This is a genomic window from Rhizobium sp. 16-488-2b, from assembly GCF_017741815.1.
Lineage (GTDB): Bacteria > Pseudomonadota > Alphaproteobacteria > Rhizobiales > Rhizobiaceae > Rhizobium.
Genome location: NZ_JAGHMF010000041.1, coordinates 1 through 25955 on the forward strand (window position 1 = coordinate 1; position 25955 = coordinate 25955).

At 56.7% G+C, this 25955-nt stretch carries 24 protein-coding genes and 3 pseudogenes; 12 read left to right on the plus strand and 15 right to left on the minus strand.

Features of this window, described 5'->3' with window-relative positions; translation table 11 throughout:
* Positions 1 to 137 precede the first annotated feature (137 nt).
* From J5286_RS29800 to J5286_RS29815, 4 genes and pseudogenes are all read right to left on the minus strand, one after another.
* A complete protein-coding gene (locus J5286_RS29800; RefSeq protein ID WP_245205938.1) occupies positions 138 to 542 on the minus strand; it encodes a hypothetical protein in 405 nt (134 codons plus the stop codon).
* 173 nt (positions 543 to 715) lie between these two features.
* Complete coding sequence (locus tag J5286_RS29805; RefSeq protein ID WP_209190699.1) at positions 716 to 1756, minus strand: fatty acid desaturase; 1041 nt, start codon at positions 1754 to 1756, stop codon at positions 716 to 718.
* 985 nt (positions 1757 to 2741) lie between these two features.
* Positions 2742 to 3056: pseudogene (locus J5286_RS29810) on the minus strand (ATPase domain-containing protein); the annotation flags it as partial.
* Between the two features lie 3 nt (positions 3057 to 3059).
* Positions 3060 to 3227 (minus strand): YlcI/YnfO family protein, encoded by a 168-nt coding sequence (locus J5286_RS29815; protein WP_209190701.1) that lies wholly within the window; start codon positions 3225 to 3227, stop codon positions 3060 to 3062.
* Positions 3228 to 3520: 293 nt separating this feature from the next.
* On the opposite strand from J5286_RS29815, the gene J5286_RS29820 reads away from it, so the two are divergent.
* Positions 3521 to 4006, plus strand: coding sequence for an HNH endonuclease signature motif containing protein (locus J5286_RS29820; protein WP_245205940.1), 486 nt, complete (start codon positions 3521 to 3523; stop codon positions 4004 to 4006).
* Between the two features lie 149 nt (positions 4007 to 4155).
* Here the strand turns inward: J5286_RS29820 and J5286_RS29825 are convergent, their stop codons facing one another.
* The 5 genes from J5286_RS29825 to J5286_RS29845 all read right to left on the minus strand — a co-directional run bounded on the left by J5286_RS29825 (position 4156) and on the right by J5286_RS29845 (position 11009).
* Positions 4156 to 6246, minus strand: a complete 2091-nt coding sequence (locus J5286_RS29825) for a hybrid sensor histidine kinase/response regulator (RefSeq protein WP_348529261.1) — start codon at positions 6244 to 6246, stop codon at positions 4156 to 4158.
* Between the two features lie 280 nt (positions 6247 to 6526).
* Positions 6527 to 6850: a DUF982 domain-containing protein gene (locus tag J5286_RS29830; RefSeq protein WP_209190703.1), complete on the minus strand. Its 324-nt coding sequence runs from the start codon at positions 6848 to 6850 to the stop codon at positions 6527 to 6529.
* A gap of 49 nt (positions 6851 to 6899) precedes the next feature.
* Positions 6900 to 7163 carry a DUF982 domain-containing protein gene (locus J5286_RS29835; protein WP_348529262.1) on the minus strand — a complete coding sequence of 88 codons (264 nt, stop codon included), beginning with the start codon at positions 7161 to 7163 and terminating at the stop codon, positions 6900 to 6902.
* A 381-nt stretch (positions 7164 to 7544) separates the two neighbouring features.
* Complete coding sequence (locus tag J5286_RS29840) at positions 7545 to 7766, minus strand: hypothetical protein (protein ID WP_209190704.1); 222 nt, start codon at positions 7764 to 7766, stop codon at positions 7545 to 7547.
* 885 nt (positions 7767 to 8651) lie between these two features.
* The gene (locus J5286_RS29845; protein WP_209190705.1) at positions 8652 to 11009 is read right to left on the minus strand and encodes a hypothetical protein; all 2358 of its coding nucleotides are present in this window, start codon (positions 11007 to 11009) and stop codon (positions 8652 to 8654) included.
* 190 nt (positions 11010 to 11199) lie between these two features.
* On the opposite strand from J5286_RS29845, the gene J5286_RS29850 reads away from it, so the two are divergent.
* The 5 genes and pseudogenes from J5286_RS29850 to J5286_RS29870 all read left to right on the plus strand — a co-directional run bounded on the left by J5286_RS29850 (position 11200) and on the right by J5286_RS29870 (position 14128).
* Positions 11200 to 12381 (plus strand): Fic family protein, encoded by a 1182-nt coding sequence (locus tag J5286_RS29850; RefSeq protein ID WP_209190706.1) that lies wholly within the window; start codon positions 11200 to 11202, stop codon positions 12379 to 12381.
* A gap of 263 nt (positions 12382 to 12644) precedes the next feature.
* A pseudogene (locus J5286_RS31430) lies at positions 12645 to 12812 on the plus strand (DUF1214 domain-containing protein); the annotation flags it as partial.
* Between the two features lie 481 nt (positions 12813 to 13293).
* A complete protein-coding gene (locus J5286_RS29860; protein WP_047514662.1) occupies positions 13294 to 13503 on the plus strand; it encodes a cold-shock protein in 210 nt (69 codons plus the stop codon).
* A 115-nt stretch (positions 13504 to 13618) separates the two neighbouring features.
* Positions 13619 to 13801 (plus strand): hypothetical protein, encoded by a 183-nt coding sequence (locus J5286_RS29865; protein ID WP_209190707.1) that lies wholly within the window; start codon positions 13619 to 13621, stop codon positions 13799 to 13801.
* A 138-nt stretch (positions 13802 to 13939) separates the two neighbouring features.
* The gene (locus J5286_RS29870; protein ID WP_209190708.1) at positions 13940 to 14128 is read left to right on the plus strand and encodes a hypothetical protein; all 189 of its coding nucleotides are present in this window, start codon (positions 13940 to 13942) and stop codon (positions 14126 to 14128) included.
* Between the two features lie 83 nt (positions 14129 to 14211).
* Here the strand turns inward: J5286_RS29870 and J5286_RS29875 are convergent, their stop codons facing one another.
* The 3 genes from J5286_RS29875 to J5286_RS29885 form a co-directional block, all read right to left on the minus strand.
* Positions 14212 to 14517 carry a response regulator gene (locus tag J5286_RS29875; protein WP_245205944.1) on the minus strand — a complete coding sequence of 102 codons (306 nt, stop codon included), beginning with the start codon at positions 14515 to 14517 and terminating at the stop codon, positions 14212 to 14214.
* A 347-nt stretch (positions 14518 to 14864) separates the two neighbouring features.
* On the minus strand, positions 14865 to 15137 hold the full coding sequence (locus tag J5286_RS29880; RefSeq protein ID WP_209190709.1) for a hypothetical protein: 273 nt from the start codon (positions 15135 to 15137) through the stop codon (positions 14865 to 14867).
* Between the two features lie 655 nt (positions 15138 to 15792).
* The gene (locus J5286_RS29885; protein ID WP_209190710.1) at positions 15793 to 16197 is read right to left on the minus strand and encodes a PAS domain-containing protein; all 405 of its coding nucleotides are present in this window, start codon (positions 16195 to 16197) and stop codon (positions 15793 to 15795) included.
* Between the two features lie 1262 nt (positions 16198 to 17459).
* Here J5286_RS29885 and J5286_RS29890 point away from each other — a divergent pair.
* Complete coding sequence (locus J5286_RS29890) at positions 17460 to 17729, plus strand: hypothetical protein (RefSeq protein ID WP_209190711.1); 270 nt, start codon at positions 17460 to 17462, stop codon at positions 17727 to 17729.
* Positions 17730 to 18602: 873 nt separating this feature from the next.
* On the opposite strand, the gene J5286_RS31810 is transcribed toward J5286_RS29890, so the two are convergent.
* Both J5286_RS31810 and J5286_RS29895 read right to left on the minus strand, forming a co-directional pair.
* Positions 18603 to 18881 (minus strand): GFA family protein, encoded by a 279-nt coding sequence (locus J5286_RS31810; protein ID WP_449090077.1) that lies wholly within the window; start codon positions 18879 to 18881, stop codon positions 18603 to 18605.
* A gap of 175 nt (positions 18882 to 19056) precedes the next feature.
* A complete protein-coding gene (locus J5286_RS29895; RefSeq protein ID WP_209190712.1) occupies positions 19057 to 20412 on the minus strand; it encodes a chloride channel protein in 1356 nt (451 codons plus the stop codon).
* A 215-nt stretch (positions 20413 to 20627) separates the two neighbouring features.
* On the opposite strand from J5286_RS29895, the pseudogene J5286_RS29900 reads away from it, so the two are divergent.
* The 4 genes and pseudogenes from J5286_RS29900 to J5286_RS29915 all read left to right on the plus strand — a co-directional run.
* Positions 20628 to 20834 (plus strand): annotated as a pseudogene (locus tag J5286_RS29900) (hybrid sensor histidine kinase/response regulator); the annotation flags it as partial.
* 600 nt (positions 20835 to 21434) lie between these two features.
* Positions 21435 to 22223: an alpha/beta fold hydrolase gene (locus J5286_RS29905; RefSeq protein ID WP_209190713.1), complete on the plus strand. Its 789-nt coding sequence runs from the start codon at positions 21435 to 21437 to the stop codon at positions 22221 to 22223.
* The gene (locus J5286_RS29910) at positions 22223 to 23401 is read left to right on the plus strand and encodes a PAS domain-containing sensor histidine kinase (protein ID WP_209190714.1); all 1179 of its coding nucleotides are present in this window, start codon (positions 22223 to 22225) and stop codon (positions 23399 to 23401) included. The genes J5286_RS29905 and J5286_RS29910 overlap by 1 nt, the downstream gene beginning before the upstream one ends.
* Positions 23402 to 23447: 46 nt before the next feature.
* Positions 23448 to 23837: a response regulator gene (locus J5286_RS29915; protein WP_209190715.1), complete on the plus strand. Its 390-nt coding sequence runs from the start codon at positions 23448 to 23450 to the stop codon at positions 23835 to 23837.
* Positions 23838 to 24159: 322 nt separating this feature from the next.
* On the opposite strand, the gene J5286_RS29920 is transcribed toward J5286_RS29915, so the two are convergent.
* A complete protein-coding gene (locus tag J5286_RS29920; RefSeq protein WP_209190716.1) occupies positions 24160 to 24525 on the minus strand; it encodes a hypothetical protein in 366 nt (121 codons plus the stop codon).
* A gap of 260 nt (positions 24526 to 24785) precedes the next feature.
* On the opposite strand from J5286_RS29920, the gene J5286_RS29925 reads away from it, so the two are divergent.
* Complete coding sequence (locus J5286_RS29925; RefSeq protein ID WP_209190717.1) at positions 24786 to 25808, plus strand: porin; 1023 nt, start codon at positions 24786 to 24788, stop codon at positions 25806 to 25808.
* Positions 25809 to 25955 lie beyond the last annotated feature (147 nt).

Consider the following 25955-nt stretch of genomic DNA (forward strand, 5'->3'; position numbering starts at 1 on the left):
GCGCCGAGACGCGGGGTAGAAACGCATTGGCACTCCGCCCGGAAGGACCGAAATGGGCGGATGAGCAGTCGATCAAGCGGGTTTTTCAACGAAATCGGCCGGTTGCGGCCATATCGTAGAAGCGCCGATCGCTGCCGTCAGGCAAGCGCGCTGAATGCATCGGCCTCGCTTTGACTAGCGAAGGTGAACGTGACCAGCTCACTCTCATCGTCTTGACGGATGCCGATTGCAGTCACGATCAATCGAGCGATCTCGTCCTGCGCCTCATGTCCTGACCGGGATGATTTCACAGCCTTCTCGATGGCCGTTGCGAAGACTTCGCTGATCAGGCCGAGTCGCATATTGTGTTTCATGATGATGTCCCGGTCCTCGATGATCGCCGCCTGTTCTTCCTTCGGGATTGCGGCATTGTCCATTGCGGTGATCGTGGCATTGGTCGCGAGCTTGATCGGACCTTCCTGAAGCCACCGCTCGACCATCTGGTGGAACTGATGCATTCGCGCAGCGGGGATTGTTTTCTGGACAGTGATCGACATCTGCATTCCTTTGTCAGCTTCCATTCAAACCGATACACGCTCCAAGGACAGAGGATCAGCTGCCGCAATCAAAAAATTTGCCCATGCAGGGTCTATGGGGCTTACCGATGCACGCCACTTTCGCGCCGCCTGAGAGAATTGCTTCAGGAGCGAGAACAATCGCTTGGAGCACTCAACCGCTATTGATGCGCCAGCAGTTTCCGGGCCTCCCGGAAAGAGACAAGCCGGCCCCGCCGTTCATCCCACAGCGCAAGTCGGACGCACCCAAAGCTTTCCCACAACGTTATGCGGCCAATGGCCGCCAGTTCAGGATGAGCGCGCAGTACCTCCGGAAGTCGGTAGTATGGAATACGACTAGCGAGATGATGAATGTGGTGAACGCCAATATTCCCCGTCAGCCATCGAAGCACCAGCGGGAGGTCATAGTGCGAAGCGCCATGGAGAGCGGCTTTAGGAAATTGCCAGTCGTCGGCCTTTGACCAATGCGTTTCCTCAAACTGGTGTTGTACGTAAAACAGCCAAACACCGGCAGCGCCCGCCAACAAAACAACAGGAAGATGCACCAAGAGGAACGGCACGAGCCCCACGGACCATATTGTCAGTGCAGCGACGAGCGCGATCGCTAGATTGGTTGCCATCGTCGACACCCAAGGCAAGAGTTCGGCTCTCATCATACCGATCGGCAGCCGTTGTTTTAGAAGGAACACCCAGACTGGGCCGACGCCGAACATGACAACAGGGTGCCTGTAGAAGCGGTATCCAAGTCTCCTTGCCGGAGAGAGGGCGTGATATTCGTCGACCGTTAGGGTGGCGATGTCACCTACTCCCCGTTCGTCAAGATTGCCTGCAGAGGCATGGTGCTCGGCATGAGTTCGCCGCCAGTAGTCGTAGGGCGTGAGGGTGAGAACGCCAATTATGCGTCCCGTCCATGTGTCCAACCTTCGCCGCGCGAAGAACGAGCCGTGCCCGCAATCGTGCTGGATCATAAAGAGCCGCAGTAGGAAAGCTGCAGCAGGCAGAACAAGCAAGGCGCCCAGCCACGAACCTTGCATGATGAAGATGCACGCTCCGGCCCAGAACGCAGCGAACGGTACAGCCGTTACCACGAGCTCAAATACGCTGCGACCAAATCGCGGCTGCCGGTATTGCGCCAGAATCTTGATCCAAGCGCCGGTCGTATCCCGGTTTGGTGATTTTGGTTCGTGGTTTTGAGAGTTCATTTGATCCGAGCTGTTTCTGAGCGCAGTGCAGGACTTCTGCTCCACACCACGATTTAATTGTTGGGCATCAGGCTAGGCCATCCGTACGTGCTGCCTCATCTACTACGGCGCGGGAAGCGAAACTATCCGTTTTTGTCTGTGGGCTTGCGCGTCGGCCCCTTTTCCGCGTCCGTGCCGCCGCTGCCAAAGCGGTGGCGGCTTTGAACTTCGACACCAACACCTGAATTATTCTGCCAACTTCGGAGCCAACACATCGACATTCTGGGGCGCATAGCCACCAATACTGCGCCACCTCTCAGAATGCTCGGTCGTAAGACCGTTACCTCGCGCTTGGCGCCAGCCTCGTTCTTGTTCATGGTTTGGAGTGTTGGTCGGAACATTGACCGATATCATTTCACTTACGATCTTCGGTCGGAGAAGTCCGCTCAGCCCATGCGGCGGCTTGGCACCTACCGGCCCGATAGCCAAGATATGACTTGCATTCTCTCCCGTGTTGCTCGGTAATGCTACGTTATCTCAACTAGGAGGAATCGATGGCCAAGGGTCAAGCTAAAAGCAACAAAGAGGTCCGAAAGCCTAAGAAGGACAAAGCGGCTCCAGTCGCAGCGCCGGCTACGCTCGGGGCCAGGGCTGTAGAGTCCAGCAAGCAGAAGAAGCCCTAAAACACTTCGGCCTCGAGGGGGAGGCTTAGCTTCGTACGCACGTGGTCCAGATACGTTCGGATGCCGACGTCTGCGATCTGCCTCTCCAGTTCGCGCTGCCACCTCAGTGACGAGACGCAATCAAAACGGCGATCTCAGAAGGCTCTTCCGGCTATTGACGCCTGTAGGGTCCGGCAATCGACCATGGGCTACGTCAGCCGTTGAAGATGCGTTTGTTTCAGACGGGACCATCATTCTGTTCAATAACGAAATCTTGATTTAGACCAAACGGCAACCCCGCTCGGCGATCGAAATTTCTGGCCATGCGGAGGATCTATTTTCTAGTCCAGCACGAGCCGCTTTTCATCGATAAGGCTCTGAACATCATAGCCAAGTGAGACCACGTTCTGGACGAGATCTTCACTTGCCTCTTCAAAACTCATGAATACGCCGGGTTCATCAAAAAGCGTCGCGCCGTTGACGAGGAAGGTCATGGCAAAAAGCGTCTTGCCACATCCCGGGCCCCCACAAACCAGGGTCGGTCTACCATCTGGCAGACCGCCCAGCGTTATCTCGTCAAAGCCCGAAATCCCGGTTGCCGCTTTCGCTAGCGCAGAGGTCGTAGCAGCATCGTCCGTAGGGGCTGATCCGTTGGTCATTAATTATTTCTGTCCATTTTCGAGATGACGCGGACCGTTGGAAGCGAGCCGAAGGCGATCTTTGAGAGCGGTGGCAATGAAGTTGGTCAACGTCCGATTTTCGTCCTCAGCCTTCAGACGGACCTGTTCAAGAAGTTCAGGATCAAGGCGCACCGTGATTGCTTTTTTCATTAGGCTCGATCCTTTCGTAACCGAGGCAATTAGGGCGAAAGATGCGAATTGCAATACATTTGCCTTAGGAATAGGCCATCAAAGCAAAGCCGATATTATCTCGTGTTGTCCTGTATTCTTGGCGGTGCATCGGGCGTGTCGCAGGAGGCGGCCGGATGATGGGCGATGTCGGTACAATGGCTTAATTCTCGTGAATAGCGAGCGCGAGGAACACGATAACACACGCATACCAGGGCGGAGCGACCAGATAGCACGTAGCAGCAAATATCTTGCAATTTAAGTGATAGCGACGCGTGCGCAAATTGCTGTCCGCAGAACCGAGCAGAACACTGTTGATACCGGCCGGGGGAACCGATATCTCCAACGTGGCCGAGGATCAGGATAAGAATTCAACTCCGTTGGCAGGAAATGGTGGATGCAATCGAGGGCCGATGGCGCGTAAAAACAGAGATGAAACTGCCTCATGGCATGTCGAGCTGGAGCCCACGCTTTGCCCGCTCTGTGAACGAGCGATTCCGGATGATCAGAAAGAGGACCATCACCTGATCCCGAAAAGCAAAGGCGGCAAGATCACCGTTCCCTTGCACCGTGTCTGTCATCGTCAGATCCATGCGATCTTCACGGACTCGCAACTCGCAAAGACGTTCGGCTCCATCCCGGCGCTGCTCGAAGATCCGGCGATCCAGAAATTCGTCGCCTGGATAAAGAGCAAACCTCCTGGGTTCTCAGACGCCGCGAAGGATTCGAGGGAGGTTTCGGCGCGCAACCGAAGGCCTTAAGGATATCTTGAAGGCTGCCCAGCGGCCCACGCTGCAGGGCTTAGCGCCGGCTCCTGAGCAAGGTACTCCTCTGGGAGCCTGACGAGCCCGAGTAGCTGGAAGTCGTCGAGCATCGCGGGCTGGAATGCCAGGCCGCGGACACTGTAATTCTACTTGCCACACGCGAGTTCAGACACGCGCCTGGCGAATACATCGCTGGCGAAGGGTTTGGTCAGGACCTGCATGCCGCGCTCCAGGTGACCGTGATTGAGGACGGCGTTTTCTGCGTATCCCGTGACGAACAGGATCGGCAACTCCGGCCGCTGCACTCGTACTGCATCGGCAAGCTGGCGTCCGTTCATACCGTTCGGCAGGCCAACATCGGTAACGAGGATGTCGATATCCGGGCGAAGGGTAAGGGTTTTAAGCGCGGAGGGGCCGTCCTCCGCCTCCATGACGGAGTACCCCAACTCTTCCAGGATCTCGACGGCGACCATCCGGACAAGAGGTTCGTCGTCGACAACCAGGACTGTCAACTGGTCCACCGCGGCAGGTGGGGGCGCGTCAACAAGCGGGATATGCTCCTCGACAGCGGCACTCACATGTCGAGGCAGGTAGATGCAAATCATGGTTCCCTTGCCAACTTCGGAATAGATCCGCGCCGCGCCGCCCGATTGCCCGGCAAAACCGTAGACCATGGAGAGACCGAGCCCTGTGCCTTGTCCCGTCGGTTTGGTGGTGAAGAAGGGATCGAACGCCCGCTCGATAACATCTGGCGACATGCCGGTACCGGTATCGCTAACGCACATGGAGACATATTGGCCGGGTTCGAGGCCACGCGCTTTTGCCGCGCGCTCGTCCAACCACCTGTTCCCAGTTTCGATCGTTAGTTTTCCGCCGTCCGGCATTGCGTCGCGGGCGTTGATGCAGAGATTGAGAAGCGCGTTTTCGAATTGGCCAGCATCAACGAATGCAGTCCACAGGCCACCGGCTGCCGCGGTTTCGACTTCGATCCCTGGGCCGACGCTACGGGTCACGAGGTCTTGCATGCCGGCCACGATCCGATTGATGTCAGATGGCTTGGGATCAAGCGTCTGACGGCGTGAGAAAGCGAGCAAGCGTTGTGTCAGTCCTGCTGCGCGCTTTACCGCGCCCAGCGCGCCGGTAAGGTATCGATCGATATCGCCGATACGCCCCTGTGTGAGCCGCGTTTTCATCAAATCGAGGCTCCCGCCGATGCCGGCAAGGATGTTGTTGAAATCGTGCGCTAGGCCGCCTGTAAGCTGACCGACAGCCTCCATCTTCTGTGACTGTCGGAGAGCTTCTTCGGCTTTGAGTAGCGCGCCGGTCCGTTCCTCAACTCGCTCCTCCAGTGTTTCGGTCAGTGACCGCAGCTCGGCAATGGCGCGGTCACGCTCTGCTTCAACCGCACGCCGGCCCTCTATATCGAGCAGTACGCCCGGAAACTTCGAGGCGCTGCCATCCGCTGCAAGATCTACCCGGCCGTTCGCCTCCAACCAATAGTAGTTCCCGTCCGTCCGCTTGGTCCGGTACTGATGGGCGAACGATCCACCCCGTCGCAAGGCCTCATCTATTGCAATAGCCAAGCCCGCCTGGTCGTCGGGATGCACTGTCTCTATCACCTGGGAAAGACTTATGCCCGAACGCCCCTGCGACGGGTCGAAGCCAAACGCGGTCGCAAATGCTTCGTCAACCGTGAAGCGGTCGCTTGGAACATCCCAAAACCACGTTCCGATGATGGCACCTGCGGCCAAAGCGAGTTGAACGCGCTGAATGTTGTCGCGCGCTAGCTCCTCGCTTTTGCGCAAGGCTGCTTCCGCCACCTTTCGCTCGGTGATGTCGCGAAAGAGAACCGAGACCTGGCGAAGACTGGAAGGCTCGATCCGTGTCGCAGACACTTCGATGTAGCGACCGATCGCTTTGAACTCCTGTTCAAAACGCACTGTCTCACCAGTCTCCAGGACGCCGCCGTAAAGAGTAAGCCAGACATCAGCATTATCGGGTTCAATCTCTCGAAGGCGCTTTCCGACGATATCCTTGATCCCAGTCTGCCGCTCGTATCCGGAATTAGATTCGACATGAACGTAGTCGCTTAGCGAACCCTCTGGGCCATCTATGAACTCGATGATGCAAAAACCATCATCGATTGCTTCGAACAGGGCACGCCGCCGGGCTTCGCTGCGGAACAGAGCGCTTGTTTCGTTTTGCTCTTCAGGCTCGGTTGTTGCAGGAGATTTCACCGTCGATCCTTCATGCACGTCGTCTCAGGCGCCTAGATATACCCGCGTCGAGCAGAGGCAATGCTGCCCCGCACTTTATTCAACGGGCTTGCACAGGCGCCGTCACGATCGTGCGCAGACCAGGTCGGTTATCCACCTTGCCGACGCCGCAGAGGAGTATGTGATGTATTTCGCCTCGCAACCGCGAGCCCGAGCACAGCCTGCGAACACGAACAAGCGTTCTTCGTAGTTTGTGACTCGATCTTTTAAAGCAGACCGGAAGAGGATTTTCTCATCCGGATCAGTGGATCGCAATTGACTGAGCAGGCGCCCTGGGGTGCGGGATGTCTGCCAGGGGGTCGGCCTCGAGGATCATCGAAAACTCCGCGCTCCGCGCGGCGAGGATGAACACCTCGCGCGCGGCGGCGCCGCCTGCCTTTTCCTCAAACGCTTTCAGACAAGCCGCCAGCGCTGCGCGCCAATCCTCTCCCTTCTCTCGTATCGGCCAGTTGTTCATAAGAAGGGTCGCCAAACCGGAAACGGTGTTCACAATTCGGTATCTGCCCGGGCCGTCGATGGCCACACCCAAGGGTTTGATCGGTATAGGTGATAGATCATGATGCATGGTCGTCACTCGTGGTTTTCGCATCAATTTTGAAGGTGGTTGGGCACCGCTAGGCCAGGATGTGCGCTTCTATCGCCGCAGCGACGAAGGCTTCGCGTGCCTCCTCAAGCGAGCCATATTCCTCGATCGTCTCGGTACAATCGGCGATCGCCTGGCGGTAATGGTATCCGCGTTCGGCCGGCCAACGAGACAAGAGGTAAGTCAGGGCCTCTTGCGGACCGTCGATCGTCTCTGTCATTCCTCGTCCAATCCTTACATAGACTGGAGCCTCCCACAGCGCCAAGCGCTGCATCTCATCCCTTTCCGGATTCATTTTTCTCCTCCAGACAAATCCAGACGACCAGGAATTTTAGCGCCGTGTTCAAAACCGGCAATTAAAAAAGTTAAGCGCGACGCATCAAAAAAATGCGATCTCGCCGCGGCGTCCGCGCTCCAAGTGTTCATTGGTTGTGCAGGGGCTGCTCACGGACCCAGGCGTTGCGGGAGCAGAGGCTCGCTTCCGTCGCCGCTCAAGCATCTTCCAGAGCGCGTTAAAGCTGAAACCATTGGTTATCAAGCTGCGTCGAATATAATCGCGCACATCAAAGAAGCATGCGTTTACCGTCGCCCACCCCTTTGCACGGCAAGACTTGCAGCCCTCGTTCTCCTGCGAGGACTTTCTTTTACGCCGGCGTCACGATGAGATCCGTTGAGATTATTCCGCCGCTTGCCGCAGCTGGAGACCGTCCAGCGGTTCAACGAGGGCGATGAGCTCGAAATCACCGATCATGTGATGTTGATCGGAGCCTAGAACGGCCAAAGTCCAATAGTCGGGATCCTCACCTAAAACCGTCGAGACTTGCACGATCGTCGTCCGACCATCGGTGTGCTTGTCGGATCGCGCCCAATAGAATGCGTCTGGAACCAAACTCTTCATTACGCCTACTCCCCACACAATGAGGGCAAGATATCAGGAAATCGAAATCTGACCATGGCTCGTGTTCGCTACCCACAATGAGGATAACGCGGCGTTGGTCGCGGGAGCATTCACTGCCACGCCCAAAATGTTGAAGCTGCAATCAGCGAGCGTCTTCCCATCCCTCGTTCAATGCTGGCTTGCTGAGGGTGTGTGCTCGATCGTGTGGATGGGGTGGTCAATCTGCTCAACGGAGATGACATCCGATACGCCAAAGGTTCGCAGGAGGCCATTGATTGTCGCAGAGAACCGGTTTTCAGAGAACCCTATTTGGGTCGCCAAGAAGTTGCGCTCTTCGCCGTGGTCATCGATAGATACAACGTACATTATATTTATAGTCGTCTTGATATGTGTTTGTTTTTATTTTGGTATCTCTGTCTGAATAGAGTATCACGGATCCTAACATTGGGTATATCCGCAAGTTTTCATGGATGATTTTGGTGTCAATTCTGCGCCAGTTTCTGCCTGATTTTTCGGCTGACACAGAACTGTGGTTTGAAGTGGCGGGCTGATTGAGGCAAACGTCGGCGATCAATTCCGACAACGGATGAAACTGGCGTAAAAGCATTTCAGCATGACCGACGACGACGCAGAATCCATCGCCAAGGCTCTCGAAGCGACTCTACGAAACAGGCGGTCAGGGCAACGCAGTTGTTTCGCGACCATGTGGCGTGGTTGGCGAAGGATGAAGAACTGCCACCAAGGGGGCCTCACACTCGTGCCGAAGGGCTGAAGAAATCCCCGTAAAAAACTGCGTGTCCTCGGTTCATATCGCATCACGGCGGAAACGACGAGTCCCGGCTCGGGTGTAGACAATAAACATTCGAGCCGAGCACTCATTCAATTTTAGGCAGCTTCCCAGACCTGATTTAGGATCTTGGCGGCCAGTGCCGCCTTGTCTTGCGGCAGGAAGCGACCGTAGTGTTGTTGTACGACATCGGGCGTGTCCTGAATGGCGTAGCTCGCCTGCTCGTAGGATCCGGTCTGTTTAAGGATATGCGTCGCGAGAATGTCCCGCAGGTTATGCGGACCATGCGGCAGCAAGCCCTTGATCGCGCCTCGCCCGGTGTAGGGGTTATAAATTCCATAGCGTTGGATCACGGTCCGCCAAGCCTCGTAGAATGTGGTGGAGTTGTAGGCGGCATCAATGCTGGTCGTCTTTACCGTCTTGACGAACAGGGTCCCGGGATCTTTGGCTCCGCCGAGCAGAACTCCACGGTGCTTGTCGATATACGCGTCGAGGTATTTGTAGAGATCGAGCAAATCGGGCAGGATCAGCCGGAAGGGCTTTTGTCCGAAGAAGGAGGAGCCGGAGTTTTTGAATGCGACCGATGGGATAAGGACCTCCCACCCATGATCGCGATCGCTCCAGCGCAACTCACCGCATTTCAAGTCCTCAAGCCGACGTTCGGATGTCGGATAATGGCCGCGCGGACAGACACGCAGTTGGCGAAGGTTCTTTTGCCGCAGCCCGAGGTGTAGGCCAAGCCGAAGCAGTAGGAATGATCTGACGGCTTCGGCTGCTGGCCGAGGATACCTGCTCTCATCCGGCATGCGTTCAAGAATCTCTTCAGTGATCTTGCGATACTCCGCCAAAGGACTCTCGGCCTCGAGAACGCACATGATAGGCTCGAACGGATCGCGATGGACGCGCATGACGCGTTGGATTTCCTTCGAGCGGTTGGCGGCATGCCTATGAAGAGCGTCGCAGGCACCGTCCCAATCACGGGCCGCGAATTCGATTTCGTCCCGCTCAACCAAACCCGAGACCGGCCTCACGTTGTTAAGCAATTCCGGGTGCTGTCGTATCCAGCCGACACCCGCGCGAGAAAGGGCTTGGGCGACCATCAGCATGTCTTCTTCCCATTTGGTATAGAAGCCGCGGCGCTGTTCTCGCCACTGCAGATACCAGTCCCAAACACCGGGGAAGATGAGTAGGCCAAAGCTCAGTTGGCTGAGTGGTACGCCGTAGCCCTTCACTGCCCCGTTTGGTGAAGCGGCCAGCGCGCCAAACATCAGGCCGAGGTGTTCGATCTTCTGAGAGGCCGTCTCCTCACCCCAGACGCCGTTTCGCTGGAAACCAATCGCGGTCAGTGTCGAGGTTTTGAAACGGATAAGGTCAGCCATCTCCATGGCAAGTCTCGGTGGCGCGTCGACAACGCCGGAAAGCAAATCAGGATCGTCGAAATCTGCCGCGACGTTCTGATTGGTGCCAGCAGCGGAGGCCAACGATCGAGAGGCAAAAGCACTGCCGCCATAGGTGACACCGGGAAAGCGGATGGCATAACGTTGCCTGCTGGCCGCCGCCTGGTATCGACGATACTCCGTGGATCCGGAAATAATTACCCGACGCACCCAATCAAGGATCTCTTCACGTTTGGTGAAGGGCAAACTGCTGAAATCATCCGGTAGGTGAAATGAAATTCTACGCCGCTCCGCCGGGCTGATGTCACCCAGATCATGGCCGTACAGTGAACGTGCCTGATGCGGCAGCTTCTCTTTTAAATACCCGTGTCGCAACCTGTAGCGCCGCTCGATGCGGCCAAGGATTGTGAAACTAGCAATAGATCGCGGCACGCGCTCGCCCTGGATCCAGGATAGCAGCGTCTTGTTGTCAAAGGTCTCATTTAGATGAACAACAGAGCGGTAAAGCTGCCAGTATGTGTCGCCAAACCGCCGCATGTGATAGGCCAGCGCGTCCTGAAAGCTTGCCGGATCTTCTGTCGCTTCGAATAGCGGTTCTGGAAAAGGACTGATCGGCTTCGGTGCAGGTCCACGCTGTGCGAAAGCTGAGTGAGTAGCATTGTCGCCTTCGCCGACGCGATGCGGCTTTCTGGTTGAGGAGGCGGCGGCTGGCTTTCTGGCTTGATCTGATTTCGCCGAGCGAAGGCTCGGCTTCCGAGTTCGCGAATCTTCGGCGGCAGGTGGCGCACCGAGCCAGCGAATGATTGCATCCAAGCCTGGCCGCATCTGCTTTTTCAGTTCTGTCGTCAAATCGGCTTCGATCGCACACGCCTGACCGATCGTCGTCCAGTCGATATGGCCATTCAGGAGCGGGGGCGATTTTCTATAGATGATCAAACTGACTAGATAGGGCCGAATATTCTCCAGTACCCTTTTGGACGCAATCGGCGAGATACGCAGCTCGCAGAATTCTAATATCTTTCGCTGAAAATGACGTGATGACAGGTCGTTTTTGGTCATGCTCTTTCCGTTTCTCTCGGCGCTAATGCCGAGGGCGAGCGGGAATATGGAGTGAGCTTTAAGAAAGGATGTATCGGGTCTGACACTGTGAATGCTGTGTCCGCGTTAATTAAGCGCGCTTATCTAAGTCCGTCGCTTAATTAAGTGAAAGACGTCTTGCTTAAATAACGACCGTGTCTGATAATGGGTCATGTCAGATTCCCAACCCAAAAATCGCTTGGGTCGCTTCGTCGAGACGACCGCTGCCAGTGAAACAGTGTCGGCTTTCGTACCTCCACCATTGCCGCCCGAACCGGCGATCGATGTGCTTTCATTGCTGGAGCGTCTCAGCTTGGCTGAGCGCGCGCTAGGTCGGCTGGACGGTATCACAATGTTGCTGCCGCGGCAGGAGCTGTTTCTCTATATGTATGTGAGAAAGGAAGCTGTTCTTTCCTCGCAGATCGAAGGAACGCAGTCGACGCTTTCCGATCTCTTGTGGTTTGAGACGGAAGCGCAGGCTGGGCAGCCGGTCGATGATATTCGTGAAGTCTCCAACTATGTTGATGCCATGATGTATGGTCTGGAGCGGCTGGAAACGCTGCCCATGTCATTGCGTCTGATCCGTGAAATGCACGCCAGGCTCCTACAAAGTGGGCGAGGCGGCTCCAAGGATCCAGGAGAGTTCCGCCGCTCGCAAAATTGGATTGGCGGCACGCGTCCCGGTAACGCACTCTTTGTGCCGCCACCCATCACTGAAATGGCCGGTTGCCTGGATGCTTTCGAGCACTTCATCCATGACGACCAATCGCGGCTACCAGCGCTCATCAAAGCCGGCCTGCTGCATGTGCAGTTTGAAACAATCCATCCATTTCTCGATGGCAACGGCCGTATCGGCCGCCTGCTCGTAACCCTATATCTTTGCATGAATGGCGTTCTGAGAAAGCCGCTGCTATACCTTAGCCTCTATCTGAAGTCCCATCGGCGAGAATATTATCGGCTACTGCAAGAGGTTCGCGAACAGGGAAACTGGGAAGCCTGGCTAGACTTTTTCCTTGCCGGCGTGGCCGATACAGCCAATCAGGCTTTTGAGGCTGCAACTCAGATCGTCGCTCTTTTCAAGGAAGATCGGGAGCGGATCACCATAGAGAGCGATAGAGCAGGGTCGGCGCTACGCATTCACGAGCTTTTCCAGCAGAATCCTTTTCACACGGCGAACCAGATTGTCCAGATTACAGGTTTGTCTGCGCCAACGGTCAACGCAGCGCTCGCCGATCTGGAGCGCTTAGGCATCGTTGATGAAGTAACCGGCCGCAAGCGAGGTCGCGTGTTCAGCTATCGAAGATATCTTGCAATTCTAAGCGAAGGCACCGATCCTCTACCGCTCAGTTCATGACAAATTTATGGATCGCAGATTCGATTTTCGAGTGGAAACACAACGGTCGCCCGGCCGGCAACGGCTGGCGCCGATCGACCAATAATGCGCGATTCGGTCTCGACTGCTTCAACCGGACCGGAACGTCGCAGTCGAACACGTTCGACAACCGGCCGAATAAAACGCAGTATTTCTACACCGACTGCGACGCTGTCGGTAAATAGCTTTCCGGGAACGGCAGCTGTTCCGTCACTTTCGCGAAATGACAGGAGCCACCGGTCAATGGCTTCTGGTCGTTAACGCTCTACAACGACAAGCGTCTGTTCCATACGAATGAGTTCAAGCGGTATTCTCTCGGTACCAAGAGCAAGAACCTTAAGCGAAACAGCGACGGCTCGCTCACGCTCAAAGTTGGCGCGAAGTCTCCGGGCAAGGACAACGAAACAAACTAGCCTCCCGCACCGGACGGAACGCTCTCGCTCTACATCCGCGCTTACTGGGGCAAAGAAGGTATCTTGGGCGGCTCATGGCAACCGCCCAGATCAAAGCGTTGGAGGCTTGACAGAACGCCAGTGAGAGCGGCGGGGTAAGTTTTGTGCCCGTCAGTAGTGGTGGTGATCGGGAACGCTCTAACTAGCGCAATCTTGTCGTGACAGTAGTCGGCCTCCGGCCCGATCAGCTCACGCAATAAGCGTTGCCCAGCTCTACAACCTTTTACGCATTGGCTACTGGATGACCCGGAGAAAACTATTGGTTGACTTTTGTGGAAAGTTCTCTATTTTTAGTTTTATCGATCTTTTGCTTGCCGAGCTTTGTCTACCGCGCGATTGGCACCGCGCTCTATTCGAACCTTCTCTTTCAAAAATAGTCGTATCACCGTCCGCGAAGCGTCGCTTCCGCGGTCCCTCACTCTATGCTTTGAAAGGGTTCATTATGACCACAGGCACAGTAAAATGGTTCAATTCCACAAAGGGCTTCGGCTTCATTCAGCCGGATAACGGCGGCGCTGATGCGTTCGTCCATATCTCTGCCGTCGAGCGTGCGGGAATGCGCGAAATCGTCGAGGGCCAGAAGATCGGCTATGATCTCGAGCGCGACGCCAAGTCCGGCAAGATGTCTGCCTGCAACCTGCAAGCTGCATAATTGAACGTGCGGTCCCATTGACCACGGATGTAATGGCAATGGGACAGCGCGTTTGAAGGGCCGGGCCAAGTTGTCCGGCCTTTTCGCATCTACCCACGAAACCCAAGGAGGTTTCATGACCCCGAGCAAATCTAGACAGCAGGCCGAGATCGCATTCGACCGCGTTCAATCCCAGTTCTTCGCGCGCGGCCAAGCCGTCGAGGAGCTTGAGACTGAAGAACAGGTGCGACAGGCTAAGACCCAACGGCTTCGCGAAGCACGGCTAGCTCGCGACGAGGCGAGAGATCAAACTCGCTGAATTAGATTCCGTCGCGAGGTGTGATGTTGCGTCACGAGACGCACGCCAGCGATCGTGACACGATACGATTGTACGATGTTGCACCTTATCGCCTTGCCAATATGCCAGCTATGGTCGCGGAAATGAAGGGACCTATCCATGTCAGAAGAAAAGCAATCACTATCCGTAGTTGTTCGATCCGATGACGAGGGTCATTGGGTGGAATGGAATAACGACGGCGCCACCGGATCGCTGGGACCATACCAAACCGAGAAGATGTCTGCAGATGTGCGCACCGCCAAAGAACGCGAGTTCACTCAAAACGCAGGTCACATCGACGACGCTTGACTACGTGCACACAGCTCTGGGGTGGCGTGATGGCTTTCCTCCTACCATCGCCAGTCGGTCCGCCAATAGTTCGCGGATCATCGTCACGACTTCGGCGGAGACGTAGGGCTTTTTGAGGAAGGGCGAACCTCGGGGATGCTGCCCGACTTCAGCTGACGGTAGCCAGATGTCACGATGATTTTGATCGGCGGCCAGCGATCGGGCACGAATGGTGCGAATTTCAGACCGTGCATGCTTCCCGGCATGTTCACGTCAGTGAATGCCAGCCGGGTCTCTCGATGGCCTTCAAGGACCGCGATGGCCTCGTCCGCGGTCCTAGCCTCAAACACGACGAAAGCCTCATGTTCGAGCTCCCCCTGTGATTGACAGGCGAAGAAGCGGTTCGTCATCGACAACGAGTACAACTACTGGGTTCTTGGGCACGCGCAGCTCGCTTCTCTAAAAGAGTATGCTCCCGAAGCTTGGCGCGAGCTTGATACCTTAGCGAGTAAAACTACCCCTACCGTTCAAAGATCCAGTGGCGGGCGTCGCTCTTTTAAGAAAGTCGCCGCCGTTCTATGTTACCGGGTCGCAGGGTCAGGTGTACTTGCGCTTTGCCTTCGGCTTGAAGGCTACCAGCAGCTATTTCAGCTCACACCCTTCGAGCGGGTTCGTCCACATCGACTAAGGGCTTTCTGGTCGCGAGCGCCTATTCTATGCGCGGAAAGAAATCACCCCAGTCCGGGCGAACTCGCAGTTATTGAAGCGTCTTGCCGATTTCTCCGACTTCGAACCGCGCTAGCAGTCCAGCGGCCTCCCTGATCACGGAAGTGGCCGCGTCGGAGAAATCCGCGGCAATCTGGACTTGGTTGACACGAATCTCGTCGGAAAGCTTGTGAAGCATCTTCCATATTGGGTCGCCCTCGTGGTGGGCGATCGATGCGGAGACATCAAGGCGATTGACAAGGTTGCCCAGAACGATCTCTCGCTGCTCAATGCTCATATTTTGAAAGCGAATGGCCTCGGACATGATCGCGCTCCGTATTGGGTGCTGTCCGAAAATTGACCGAGAGATGGGTGACAACCATTCTCCGAAAAGCATTGACAATGAGATAACGCTTAGCGAGGCGATTTCAACTGGAGGAATGACCAGTGTCCAGGGTTCCAGACGATTGTTTTGCGTTGTCGTTTAATCGCACCAGTCGAAAGCGTTTCTGGATAGCTCCACGTATTCCTTGAGATAGAAGAAAACCTCTCCCTCGATGGAACTCACGACCGTCTCATACTCGCCTATGTCCGACAATGGAGCGGAACTGTTCCTCAATCGTCCCAGATGGAGTACGGCAAGGCTATAGCACTCGAGCAATTCGGCAACTGTGTGCCGCGCGCTTCTGAACCGCCTGATCTGCGGAAGCTTCATTGCAAGAAGCGCCCAGCCGTGGGTACTATGATCGATGCCTGTTTTCATGTACAGTCATATAATTGGGCTATCGTGACATGTTACTAAAGTATTCATTGAGATCAAGAGCTACCTAGGTGCGTAAGCGCATGTTTACGGCTGAACCGGCGCTAAGGGGTTGCATTCCATATGCCGACGGATCCGACCGATAGCGCCGGCTAGTCGCCAGTTTCAACTGGAGCCGTCGACGATGTTGGAACATCCGCAACTTCCGAGACCCGTCAGATCACTGTTTCGACTGACCCCTGATATCGACGGCCGGCACAACGATTCCGGCATAAGCTGCTAATGATCCGTCTTTCCGATGAAATGCCCGGCCGAAAGATGCGACGTGAGTGTATTTACCGTCGGTGCCCATAACTCGGTACACGTGCTGCTGTGGAACATCGGCCACGATAGTCTCTGTTATTGCCTGAGATAGCCCGGCTTTGTCTTCCGGGTGAACCCGCACAAGGTAAGTCTCGATGGGCAGACCGTGTTTGGCTTCTTGGGGGTCGAGACCGAATAGGGTTGCCAAGGCACTATCTGCAAACACGACGTTGTTTTCGACGTCCCAGTTGAAAATGCCGGAGTCCGTTGTCTCCTCGAGCGAGGCACGGACGGAAAAGACCTTTTCAAGACCGGACGACATCTCGCTTCACTCCATATGCTTCAGGGAAGCTAATGCTAAGTCGAGCAACTTCAAGAAGCAGTGCCGGCTGAAAGCCACAACCGTTAAGCTCATCGTCTAACTGCGCGCGCAAAGTGCAAACAAGAAGCAAGGTGGTCATGCCGCCGGGCTGCGCACCACAGTATTGGTCGGCTTGGCTGCCTGCATAGCGATGATCCAGGCAAACCTCCTGCTTTCCACCAGCGAGAGCGCCAACGGATCGATGGACATCTTGCGCTCTCGCCAGCGGGCTGACGACGGCGGCAACGCTCTGGGTGATAACCGCCATCGGCCTTTCCTTCTGCGGCGGCCAGATCATGTCGGCGCCGTCGAGTCGGTCGTCGCCCTCGCCGTCCTTTCGCCGCTGAAACATGTGACCGGCTGGCTCGCGTGTGAGCGGATGACTTCGGTCACAGGAGTCTTCTGAAAAAACCGTACGCTCAAAATAGTCGCCGGCAGCGAAACCTTAGTTGCTCCAGATAGTCGCAGATCATCCTGAGGTCGAAATTCTCGGTGGAAATGCCGGGTCAGTTTTCAGCCGCAATCAGCAGTCACGCCCTTGCCCCCAGGACGAGCCAACTGCAAGGCTGTTGATGACGCCTTCGGTCACCTGCATCGCTACAACGAGAAATCCGACGACTCCGAAAATTCGGTCGCGACGTTTGCGGAAGCTTCTCGGGGCTGCCGGTATGGGTTGTCGTTCCCCTGATTGATGCTCCCAATGCTTGCGACTTGCCCTATGGCGCGTCAGGAGAGCCAAGTTGCGTGACGGAATATACCCTCGTCGACGTAGAGGCCCGTCTCATGCTCTTTTCCATCTCTGACCCAACCGCGCGCGGCGCCCGGCGGCCGAGGCGATTGTTTCGGAGTTGAGGGGATCGACGCATGAGCATGGTGATATAACCGTTAGGTCATTCGCGTGGAATGGCGTATTCTTTGTCGTCGGCCCTATTCTTTCCGGGCAGAGCCGATTGGGAGATTATATGCGCTCTTGCCTCAGGTAGGAGCCGATATGATCGACAATCGCCTTGTAGACAAAGTCGCCCCCGTGAAAGCCACAGCCAATGCCAGGCAGACCACTCGGCCAGCTCAGAGCAAGCTCCATAAGTACGCCATCAGCGGAGTTCCTAGCGACGAGCGCGTTCACACAAAGGTCCACTCGATAATTGATCTAAGGTGCAGGCTGGCTGCCAGCCTTCAGCTTTCGCGTTCTGCTGCTATCGAAAAGGCGCGGATGGAAAAGAATGGCTGATGCCTTGCCTTTTGAGCAAATGACGATCGGCGAGAGAACGGCTGTCCTCACCAGTCTGGCTCAACATCTGCAAATCACGGCAGCGATTGCTCAGCATGACGGAGACCCGATTTGGAAGTTCATGTCAGAGCTAGCCGTGCGGCTGGAGGGAAGCCGCGACGAGGTTGCCGCTGACCCCCAACGTGGCAACGAGGTTGTGGGTAAAGCTGTCAGACTCTTAAGTGAATTTGAGCTACGCAGACCGAGAGGTACGATCCATTGATCTCTAAATCAACGAGCGAAATAGATCATGCCGCCCACGGTTGGGCACTGCTCGCTTTTCGACTCCCAGAAATTCGACCATTTGCGCGACATTCGGAAGTTCGCACGGCTGTTTCGGAAATGTGTGAGCACTACAGCATGGCTGTGTTGAATGCGCGAAAGCTTCGGATTGTGAAGTCTGATTCTGGAAGCGTCGAACAGTACGAAGCCTTGCTTCTGGAAATAGAGAACGAGGTTGGATTCTTCGTACGAGAGTTTGCCCGTCAGTCAGTCTGACAGGCCTGTCCGTTCGCTTTCAGAGCCATTTAGAGTGTTGCCGTTCAGCACTCGACTCCCTTGTGATCTGGTGTTTTCATAGGCTACTAGATGCGGGGATCGGCCAATGTATTACGAGTGGGACCAACGCAAAGCTAATCGGCGATTTCTTATCAAGTTTGCAGCGGTTTGGCTCGGCGCCATAGCGGTGGCCGCGCTGCCGGTTTGTTGGTTGGTTCAGGAAACGGTCTTCTGAAAAGTGGCTACGCCTTTTGGAGCCGATGCACCCTGCAGCGGTTAGTGGTCTATTGGGTGCGACCGAGATGAGGTCCAGTTCCCGTAGTGTGTAAAGTCTTTAGTGAGGCGGCCCGCCACCACCCCCTGGCGGCTTTTTTTGTTTGGGCCGTGTACACACCGTACCCGGCCATCGAGCACCGCCCACAAACGCTTGTGGCCTTAACACCGTGCACTGGTGCGCCGCATATCCACAATGCGCCCATCACTTTGACGGACTGTTCGTTGAAGAACCGGCCTCGGCAATTTTCCCTGTGTATATCGCGAAAGCCACGATTGCAAAGCAGTCGCTCTGCCTGAGGGCGGGTCACCGGCCGCCCTCGATTCACGCTGCTGCCAGTGGCTCCGGAAACTGCCTCCTTTTCACGTTCGACGAAGACTGCCACCCGAATGCGCTGCCCGTGCGTCGCTGGCATTCTCTGCAGTGGCAGGCGGAGATCTTGACTGGCTCTCCCTCGGTAGTGATCGAAAGCTGGCCAGAGGCACAACGGGCTCTTCGTCTGAATGTCGCCATTGTGTGCTCCTCCATATGACCTGTTTCGCTCACCAAGACGCCGCGAGCGCTATTTCGAGGTATGTCGCCGCCGTTGCTTGTCGAGCGCATTCATGACGATGCACAGGGACCTCGATCCGTCCTCGTGCATTTGAGTTGTTGGGCGTCCGTGGTAGTCCGCAGCGAGCCCGGTTAACAGATCGAAGATCGTCCAGGAGCCGTCCTGTTCGCGGCGAGTAGAATACCGGTCAGTGAGATAGTCGCGCATGGTCCTCGGCCAAGTGTGTCACGTTCGAGTTGTTTCCAGTTCCTTCCCCGCCGCGCGTCGCGCCCGGATAGCCGCCGCAATGAACACCCGCGACAGTCCATGGTACAGCGGTTCGCGTGAAAGGATGCGCGAGGTCACGTAGCCGATCATCGACACCGCCATGATCGGAATCACGGCTTGGTGGTCGCCGGTCATTTCGAGAATGATGACGAAAGCCGTCATCGGCGCCTGCACCACGCCTGCGAAATAGCCGGCCATACCCAGGATCGCCGCCAACGCGATGCTGGTGCCAAGCAGAGAGCCGACGGTGCTGCCGAAACCGGCGCCGACGGCTAGCGACGGGGCGAAGATGCCGCCCGGAATGCCTGACAGCATCGACAGGAAGCCGGAAGCAAGCTTCTCGACGAAGAAGAGCAGCGGCAAGGCGTTGCCTTCGACCGCGCCGCGCGCCTGCTCGTAACCGGTGCCGAAGGTCGTGCCGCTGGATGCGACGCCGATGACAGCGCTTGCAAGTCCGCAGGCTCCCGCAAGTGCCAGCATGCGTTTTAGCGGTTGCGGTTCCGCCCAGCGGCGGATCTTCTGGCCGAAATGCAGGGCAAAGCCGCTAAAGGCCGCCCCGAGCGCACCGCCGCCGACCCCGCAGATGAGAACAAGTCCCCAATCACGAAGCTCGGTCGGCGCCGCCGATGCCATTCCGAAATCATTGTAGCTGCCCGAAAGCCCGAGTGCGGCCAGGCCGGAGAGGATGACGGCCGTCAGCACCAGCCCGTTGGCTCGCGATTCGTATGTTTGGCTCATTTCCTCTATGGCAAAGACAATCCCGGCGAGCGGCGTGTTGAAGGCCGCAGCGATACCTGCCGCCGATCCCGCGAGGATCAATCCGCGCGCCTGCGCCAGGCCGCCGAAGCGGGCGACAGCAAGCATGATCGACGCGCCGACCTGCACCGTCGGCCCCTCGCGGCCGATCGAGGCGCCGGAGAACAATCCAAGCACCGTCAGTACGATCTTGCCGAAGGCGATCTTCAGCGACAGCAGCCGCGTCCGATCTTCTGCGTCATGCAAGTGCCGCGCCGCTATCGCCTGCGGAATGCCGCTTCCACCCGAGTTCGGAAACAACGTCGCCGCCAGATAGGCCGAGAGCACGAAGCCCGCGGGCGTCAGCAACAGCGGCAGCAGGAAGCTCCATTCACCGGAAGTGGTGAGTGATGCAAATGCGTTCTGCGCCAGATCCGCGAGCTTGGCGAAACCAACGCTGATTACGCCGATGGCGAGCGCCCCACACCAGAAAACCAGCCGCGGCTTCCAGAGCGAAAACGAACCCCAGATCACGCGGGAGCGGCGAAGGAGCTTGGAATAGCGGTAACGGCTTGGCATGGCGGACTCGGTACGTGACGTTTAAAAACGTTCTAATGCCAAAAGCGCCCGAAGATCACCCCCAACAATTGAAATAGCGCGGGATCGAGGTTGGATCGCTCCGTGCCGAACCACGGAGGACGTCATGTTCAGTGCATGCCGAAGGGGACCGCCATCCCTTGGGCCAGACGACGTTTATTTGATGCAAACCCTGGTGAAGAACTACTGCCTGAGGAATGATGATAACCGACTTCTCCATGCCGGGTATGAATGGTGGTGAGCTTGCAAAGGCGGCCAGGGCCGTTCTGCCGGGTCTGCCAATCCTGATCGCCTCCGGCTATGCCGAGTTGCCACCCGGTGTGGGCCTCGACTTTGCGCGGCTCGACAAGCCATATACGCAGGATCAGCTTTCGGCCGAAATCGGCAAGCTGACTGGCCACTGACCAATCAGTCAGGCGCTCGGAGGTAGGTTGCCTGCCATCGGCTATGGTGAGATCGGGAATGCTAATAGCCTCAACAAAAGAGTCGGTCTGCGGTTCGAATCCTTTCAAGACCCTAACGCGCCTAGTGGGGTCATGGGAATAGCTTTCGCCCTGAACCCACTCAACGGCCAAACTGCAAGATCGCTGGGACGTCTGGTATGGCCCGCCGCGCAGGCGCGGAGGAAACAGGTATCAGTCCGTATGATGCTCTCACTAGACGACCGCAAGAACGCAATCAACGCGGCCATCGTGACGCTCCGGTCGATCACGCCTTTGCAGGCGAAACTGCGATGCACTTTAATTCCAGGACGGACTGAGGCTTGCGGCGGCAGTGTGTGATCGCTGGCCGCCGATCCATATCATCGTCACCTCGGCACTCCGTGGCGTGACAGCCGCGTCGATTCCTGTTCCCGCAGGTTCTTCCCCAAGCCTTACAACCCGGCGGCAGTTATGCGGTCGATGCGCGAGATGGCAGCGGCCTGAGGCAATGCCGACGTTCTGCCGGAACCTTTTTGATCGGAGGGAACTAGCAAAAAGTGCAGGAAGCTGGCAGGGATAGCTATGCCAGTTTTGAACCGTAATAATGTCCAGTCTCACGGTAGCGGTGCGCGTACCATGATGTTCGCGCACGGCTTTGGGTGCGACCAGAACATGTGGCGCTTCTTAGCGCCCGCCTTCGAGGACGATTTCCGCACCGTCCTGTTCGACCACGTGGGCGCGGGACAGTCAGACCTCTCTGCCTACGACAGCGACAAGTACGCCTCGTTGGAAGGCTACGCCGACGATGTTGTCGAAATCGGCCGCGAACTCGGCCTGAAGAACGCGGTCTTCGTCGGCCATTCCGTCAGCGCGATGATCGGGGTCATGGCTTCGTTGAAGGCACCGGACCTATTCGACATGCTGATCCTGGTCTGTCCTTCGCCGCGGTATATCAACGACGGCGAGTACGTCGGGGGGTTCAAGCCAGCCGAAATCGACGAACTGCTGGAATCGCTCGACGACAACCATCTGGGCTGGTCGGCCGCCATGGCCCCGGCGATCATGGGCAATCCGGATCGGCCGGAACTCGGGCAGGAACTGACGAACTCGTTCTGCCGGACTGACCCGGAGATCGCCAAGGCGTTCGCGAGGGTGACCTTTACCTCCGACAACCGTGCGGACCTTCCCAAGGTCAAGGCGAGGACGATCATCCTCCAGTGTCGCGACGACATCATCGCCTCCGAGGAGGTCGGTGAATACGTCCACCGAATGGTTCCGGGCAGCGAGATGGTGATGCTTGATGCGAGCGGCCACTGCCCGAATCTCAGCGCTCCTGACGAGGTTATCTCGGCGATCAGGCGTTTTGTCTGATGACGGCGGCAGATACAGCCAGACCGACACCGACGGAAGACCTGGACGACCTCTACGAGAACGCCCCATGCGGATACTTGTCGCTTCAGCCTGACGGGCGTATCGTCAAGGTCAACAGGACGCTGGCCCTCTGGTTGGACATCCCTGCGGAAGAACTCCTTGGAAAGCGCCTCCGCGACCTCCTGAACATGGCGGGGCGTATCTTCTACGAAACGCATTTCGCGCCGCTCCTTCGTATGCAGGGATTCTTCAACGAAGTCGCCCTCGACCTGATCACTGCCGATGGCAAGAAGCTCCCCGTCCTTGCAAATGCGCTGGAGCGCCGCGACGACGCGGGCAAGCTTATATTCACGCGCGTGACGCTGTTTCAGGCTGTCGAGCGCCGTCGCTACGAACGTGAACTCGTAGAGGCGCGGGTTGCCTCCGATGCGGCAGGTGCCGCCATCAAAACGGAACTGGATACGGAGCGGCAGAATTCCGAGCTCAGGGAGCAGTTTATCGCCATCCTTGGGCATGACCTTCGCAACCCTCTCGCTTCCATGAGCGCGGCGGTCCGTCTTCTGAGAAAAGAGACCCTGACCCCGCGCGGCGGAGGCGTTCTCGATCTCATGCAAGGTAGCGTCTCGAGGATGTCGGGGCTGATCGACAACGTGCTCGATTTCGCGCGTGTCCGCCTTGGCAGCGGCCTAGTTCTCGCAAGCCAGGTGCAGCCGCTTGAGCCAGTGGTGCGCCAGGTATTGGACGAGCTTCGCGCCGCCCACCCAGAGCGCGCCCTGGAGACGGTGTTCAGCATCGAGGACGATATCGAATTCGACGCGAGCCGGATCGCGCAGCTCGTGTCCAATCTCGTCGCCAACGCATTGACACATGGTAAGCCTGATGAGCCCGTCCGGCTCTCCGCGTCCGTTTCCGATGGTCACCTTGAACTCTGGATTGCGAACAGCGGCGTCCCCATCCCGGCCGACGCACAGCTCAGCCTGTTCGAGCCTTTTTTCAGAGGCGACCGCAATGGAAGCCAAGAGGGCTTGGGCCTTGGACTTCATATCTCCTCGGAGATCGCGAGGGCTCATGGTGGCGTGCTGAGCGTTACTTCCGACGACACAGAGACGCGGTTCACCTTCACGATGCCTATAACGCGGGAGAAGCCTGATATCTCGCAGGACCCCGGCAACGAATAAACCTCAGGTTTCATGGAACGCAACGCCTGTCGGCGGCTTTCTGTGCATGGACAAAGATACCTTCGCATCACTGCCGCAACCAATCGCTCTTGTCGTTGACGACGAGCCTCTGATCCGTATGGACACGGCCGACATCGTGGCGGATGCGGGCTATCATGTGATTGAAGCCTCGACCGCCGATGAAGCCTTCGAATTCCTAAGACAGCACAGTTCCCTCAAGCTGCTGTTTACGGATATCCAGATGCCGGGAAAAATGGATCGCTTGGACTTGGCTAAATATGTCGGCGAGCATTGGCCACATATCAGCGTTATCGTGGCTTCTGGTGCGGTAACGCCGCCGTCTGGTGCGCTGCCGGATACAGCGAAGTTTCTGAGCAAGCCGCTCAACGAACGACTGGTGCTGGACACACTGCAGGAGCTTTGCCCGATTCTCTGATGAATGTGACATTCGCTCTGCCCGATCATCTGCATCTGCGCTTTGAAACCCCGTGACACACCGGTATTGCGCTCAATTCCGGCGTCGATTGCGAATTTCGGGTCGCGGGAGAAGGATAGTTTTTGTCCCAGCCCTTCCAGCAGCTTATTGGCTCTGACATCGCGCAAGTAGTTGTCAGGATGGAAGAATCTAATGCGAACCTAGCGCCTGAACTACGGGATCGGCGGTTCGAGTCCTTTCAAGAGCGAAGCGTAGCTGCCTTCGGAGATAACGACGTGCGTTCGCGAGTTTGTTTCCGGCGTCGATATTGGCCTGCTGACATTCAGCCAATTCTTCCTGTTAGGCTATAGCTGCCCCGGAAATTGCTTAGGCTGGTGTTGAGCGTCGCCTCATCATAAAGGACGTATTTGCCGTCGCCCCAATTGAAGGTGCCGCCAATGCCGATCCCACCCCAGAGCGGGTCCTGTTCGCTGACGAGCCTCGCTCCGGACAGCGAATCCGCAAATCTCGATTGGAAGTCGTAGTAGACGTTCGCGGTACCGTAGGCATGGAGACGGCTCGCCTGTGCCGTCCCGTGTGTTCCGTTGTTCTCGAAATCGACGGAAATGCCGAGGCGTTCTTTGAGGTTACGGGTCCCCGCAACCAAAATTATATGGGTAGTATCAGCAACATGAACATAAAGCGACATCGCTGGTAAGAATGTTAGATACACCTGTTCGTAGATTGCTCGTCTACGGCACACATCGTCACTTTTGTTGCCGAAACGTCACGCTTTGCCATTACTGTCTTGCGCGATCTTCCACTAAGTTGCCGTGCACGCAAAAGTTAGTAATATTTAATAAGCGTACACGCATCTGAAGGCGTTGTTTCTGATACGATGCTGTGGGGCGGAGAGACCATTGCCCACGGGTGCGATCACGCTTTATGAGGAGCATTAGGGGGAGCCGGATGACCATACGCCTGATGTTGCTTGGCTCTGCTGCAGCACTTGTGACAGCGCCCTGTCTGGCGGCCGACGGAATTGTTGCTGCTGAGCCGGAGCCTGTGGAATATGTTCGCGTCTGCGACGCGTACGGAAGCGGCTATTTCTACATTCCCGGTACCGAGACCTGCCTGAAAATTGGCGGCTATCTGCGTTTCGAAGTGTATGGCGGTCCTGACGAGCGGGGCACATCCGACTGGAACGCCCGTACGCGAGCCCAAGTCGAATTCAGTTCCAAGAGCGATAGCGAGTATGGTCCTCTGACCGGTGTGATCGTCCTGCGCAACAACGGCGACAACACGTCCAGCACGGGCACGCTGGACTCGGCTTACATCGACATAGCGGGCGTCCGCGCGGGACTGTTCTACAGTTGGTGGGACGATGATCTGAGTGGCGAGCCGGACGTGCTGTCGAGCTTCGAGACGTTACACAACTCCATTCGCTATCAGTACGAAAGCGGCGACTTCTATGCCGGGTTGAGTGTCGACGAGCTGGAAGACGGATACTACAAGGACGGCGAAGGACCGAACAATGTCGGTATCGCTTTCGGTATCGGCGACAAGATTGGCGGCCTCAGTTATCAGGTCATTGGCGGATATGACACGGACAACGCGGAAGGCGCGATCCGCGGCATGGTGTTCGCAGATCTTGGCCCCGGCACTCTCGGCCTGGCAGCAATTTGGGCGTCCGGGCCGAATTCCTACTATGCCCAGTCGGAATGGACTATTGCCACTGAATATGCCTGGAAGATAACAGAGATGTGGTCCGTGACGCCGATGGTTCAGTATTTCGGCAACTATGCCATCGATACCGACAATGGCGCCATTCCCGACTCGTTTGACGGATTGGGCGATGCTTGGAAAGTCGGCGTCACGGTCGATTACCGGATTGCTGAGAATCTCTATGCCAAGGCAACCGTGAACTATCTCGATCCCGACGACGGCGCGGATGTAACAAGCGGCTTCTTCCGCCTACAACGCGCCTTCTAGGTGCCTTCGAAAGCGAGTAGCGAGCTCACGGGGTTTGCATACTTGTGTCTGTCGTGGACAGAAGGCCGCAACATTCTGGATCTTCAAGCCGAGATCTGCACGCAAATCGCGAAACACGCTTCGGTCCCGGAAAATCGGGATAGCGCC

Coding starts and splice junctions, on each gene's coding strand:
- J5286_RS29800 (WP_245205938.1), bottom strand. CDS start 542: ATGCAGATGTCGATCACTGTCCAGAAAACAATCCCCGCTGCGCGAATG.
- J5286_RS29805 (WP_209190699.1), bottom strand. CDS start 1,756: ATGAACTCTCAAAACCACGAACCAAAATCACCAAACCGGGATACGACC.
- J5286_RS29815 (WP_209190701.1), bottom strand. CDS start 3,227: ATGAAAAAAGCAATCACGGTGCGCCTTGATCCTGAACTTCTTGAACAG.
- J5286_RS29830 (WP_209190703.1), bottom strand. CDS start 6,850: ATGCATCATGATCTATCACCTATACCGATCAAACCCTTGGGTGTGGCC.
- J5286_RS29835 (WP_348529262.1), bottom strand. CDS start 7,163: ATGAATCCGGAAAGGGATGAGATGCAGCGCTTGGCGCTGTGGGAGGCT.
- J5286_RS29840 (WP_209190704.1), bottom strand. CDS start 7,766: ATGAAGAGTTTGGTTCCAGACGCATTCTATTGGGCGCGATCCGACAAG.
- J5286_RS29845 (WP_209190705.1), bottom strand. CDS start 11,009: ATGACCAAAAACGACCTGTCATCACGTCATTTTCAGCGAAAGATATTA.
- J5286_RS29850 (WP_209190706.1), top strand. CDS start 11,200: ATGTCAGATTCCCAACCCAAAAATCGCTTGGGTCGCTTCGTCGAGACG.
- J5286_RS29860 (WP_047514662.1), top strand. CDS start 13,294: ATGACCACAGGCACAGTAAAATGGTTCAATTCCACAAAGGGCTTCGGC.
- J5286_RS29865 (WP_209190707.1), top strand. CDS start 13,619: ATGACCCCGAGCAAATCTAGACAGCAGGCCGAGATCGCATTCGACCGC.
- J5286_RS29870 (WP_209190708.1), top strand. CDS start 13,940: ATGTCAGAAGAAAAGCAATCACTATCCGTAGTTGTTCGATCCGATGAC.
- J5286_RS29875 (WP_245205944.1), bottom strand. CDS start 14,517: ATGACGAACCGCTTCTTCGCCTGTCAATCACAGGGGGAGCTCGAACAT.
- J5286_RS29880 (WP_209190709.1), bottom strand. CDS start 15,137: ATGTCCGAGGCCATTCGCTTTCAAAATATGAGCATTGAGCAGCGAGAG.
- J5286_RS29885 (WP_209190710.1), bottom strand. CDS start 16,197: ATGTCGTCCGGTCTTGAAAAGGTCTTTTCCGTCCGTGCCTCGCTCGAG.
- J5286_RS29890 (WP_209190711.1), top strand. CDS start 17,460: ATGGCTGATGCCTTGCCTTTTGAGCAAATGACGATCGGCGAGAGAACG.
- J5286_RS31810 (WP_449090077.1), bottom strand. CDS start 18,881: ATGCGCTCGACAAGCAACGGCGGCGACATACCTCGAAATAGCGCTCGC.
- J5286_RS29895 (WP_209190712.1), bottom strand. CDS start 20,412: ATGCCAAGCCGTTACCGCTATTCCAAGCTCCTTCGCCGCTCCCGCGTG.
- J5286_RS29905 (WP_209190713.1), top strand. CDS start 21,435: ATGCCAGTTTTGAACCGTAATAATGTCCAGTCTCACGGTAGCGGTGCG.
- J5286_RS29910 (WP_209190714.1), top strand. CDS start 22,223: ATGACGGCGGCAGATACAGCCAGACCGACACCGACGGAAGACCTGGAC.
- J5286_RS29915 (WP_209190715.1), top strand. CDS start 23,448: ATGGACAAAGATACCTTCGCATCACTGCCGCAACCAATCGCTCTTGTC.
- J5286_RS29920 (WP_209190716.1), bottom strand. CDS start 24,525: ATGTCGCTTTATGTTCATGTTGCTGATACTACCCATATAATTTTGGTT.
- J5286_RS29925 (WP_209190717.1), top strand. CDS start 24,786: ATGACCATACGCCTGATGTTGCTTGGCTCTGCTGCAGCACTTGTGACA.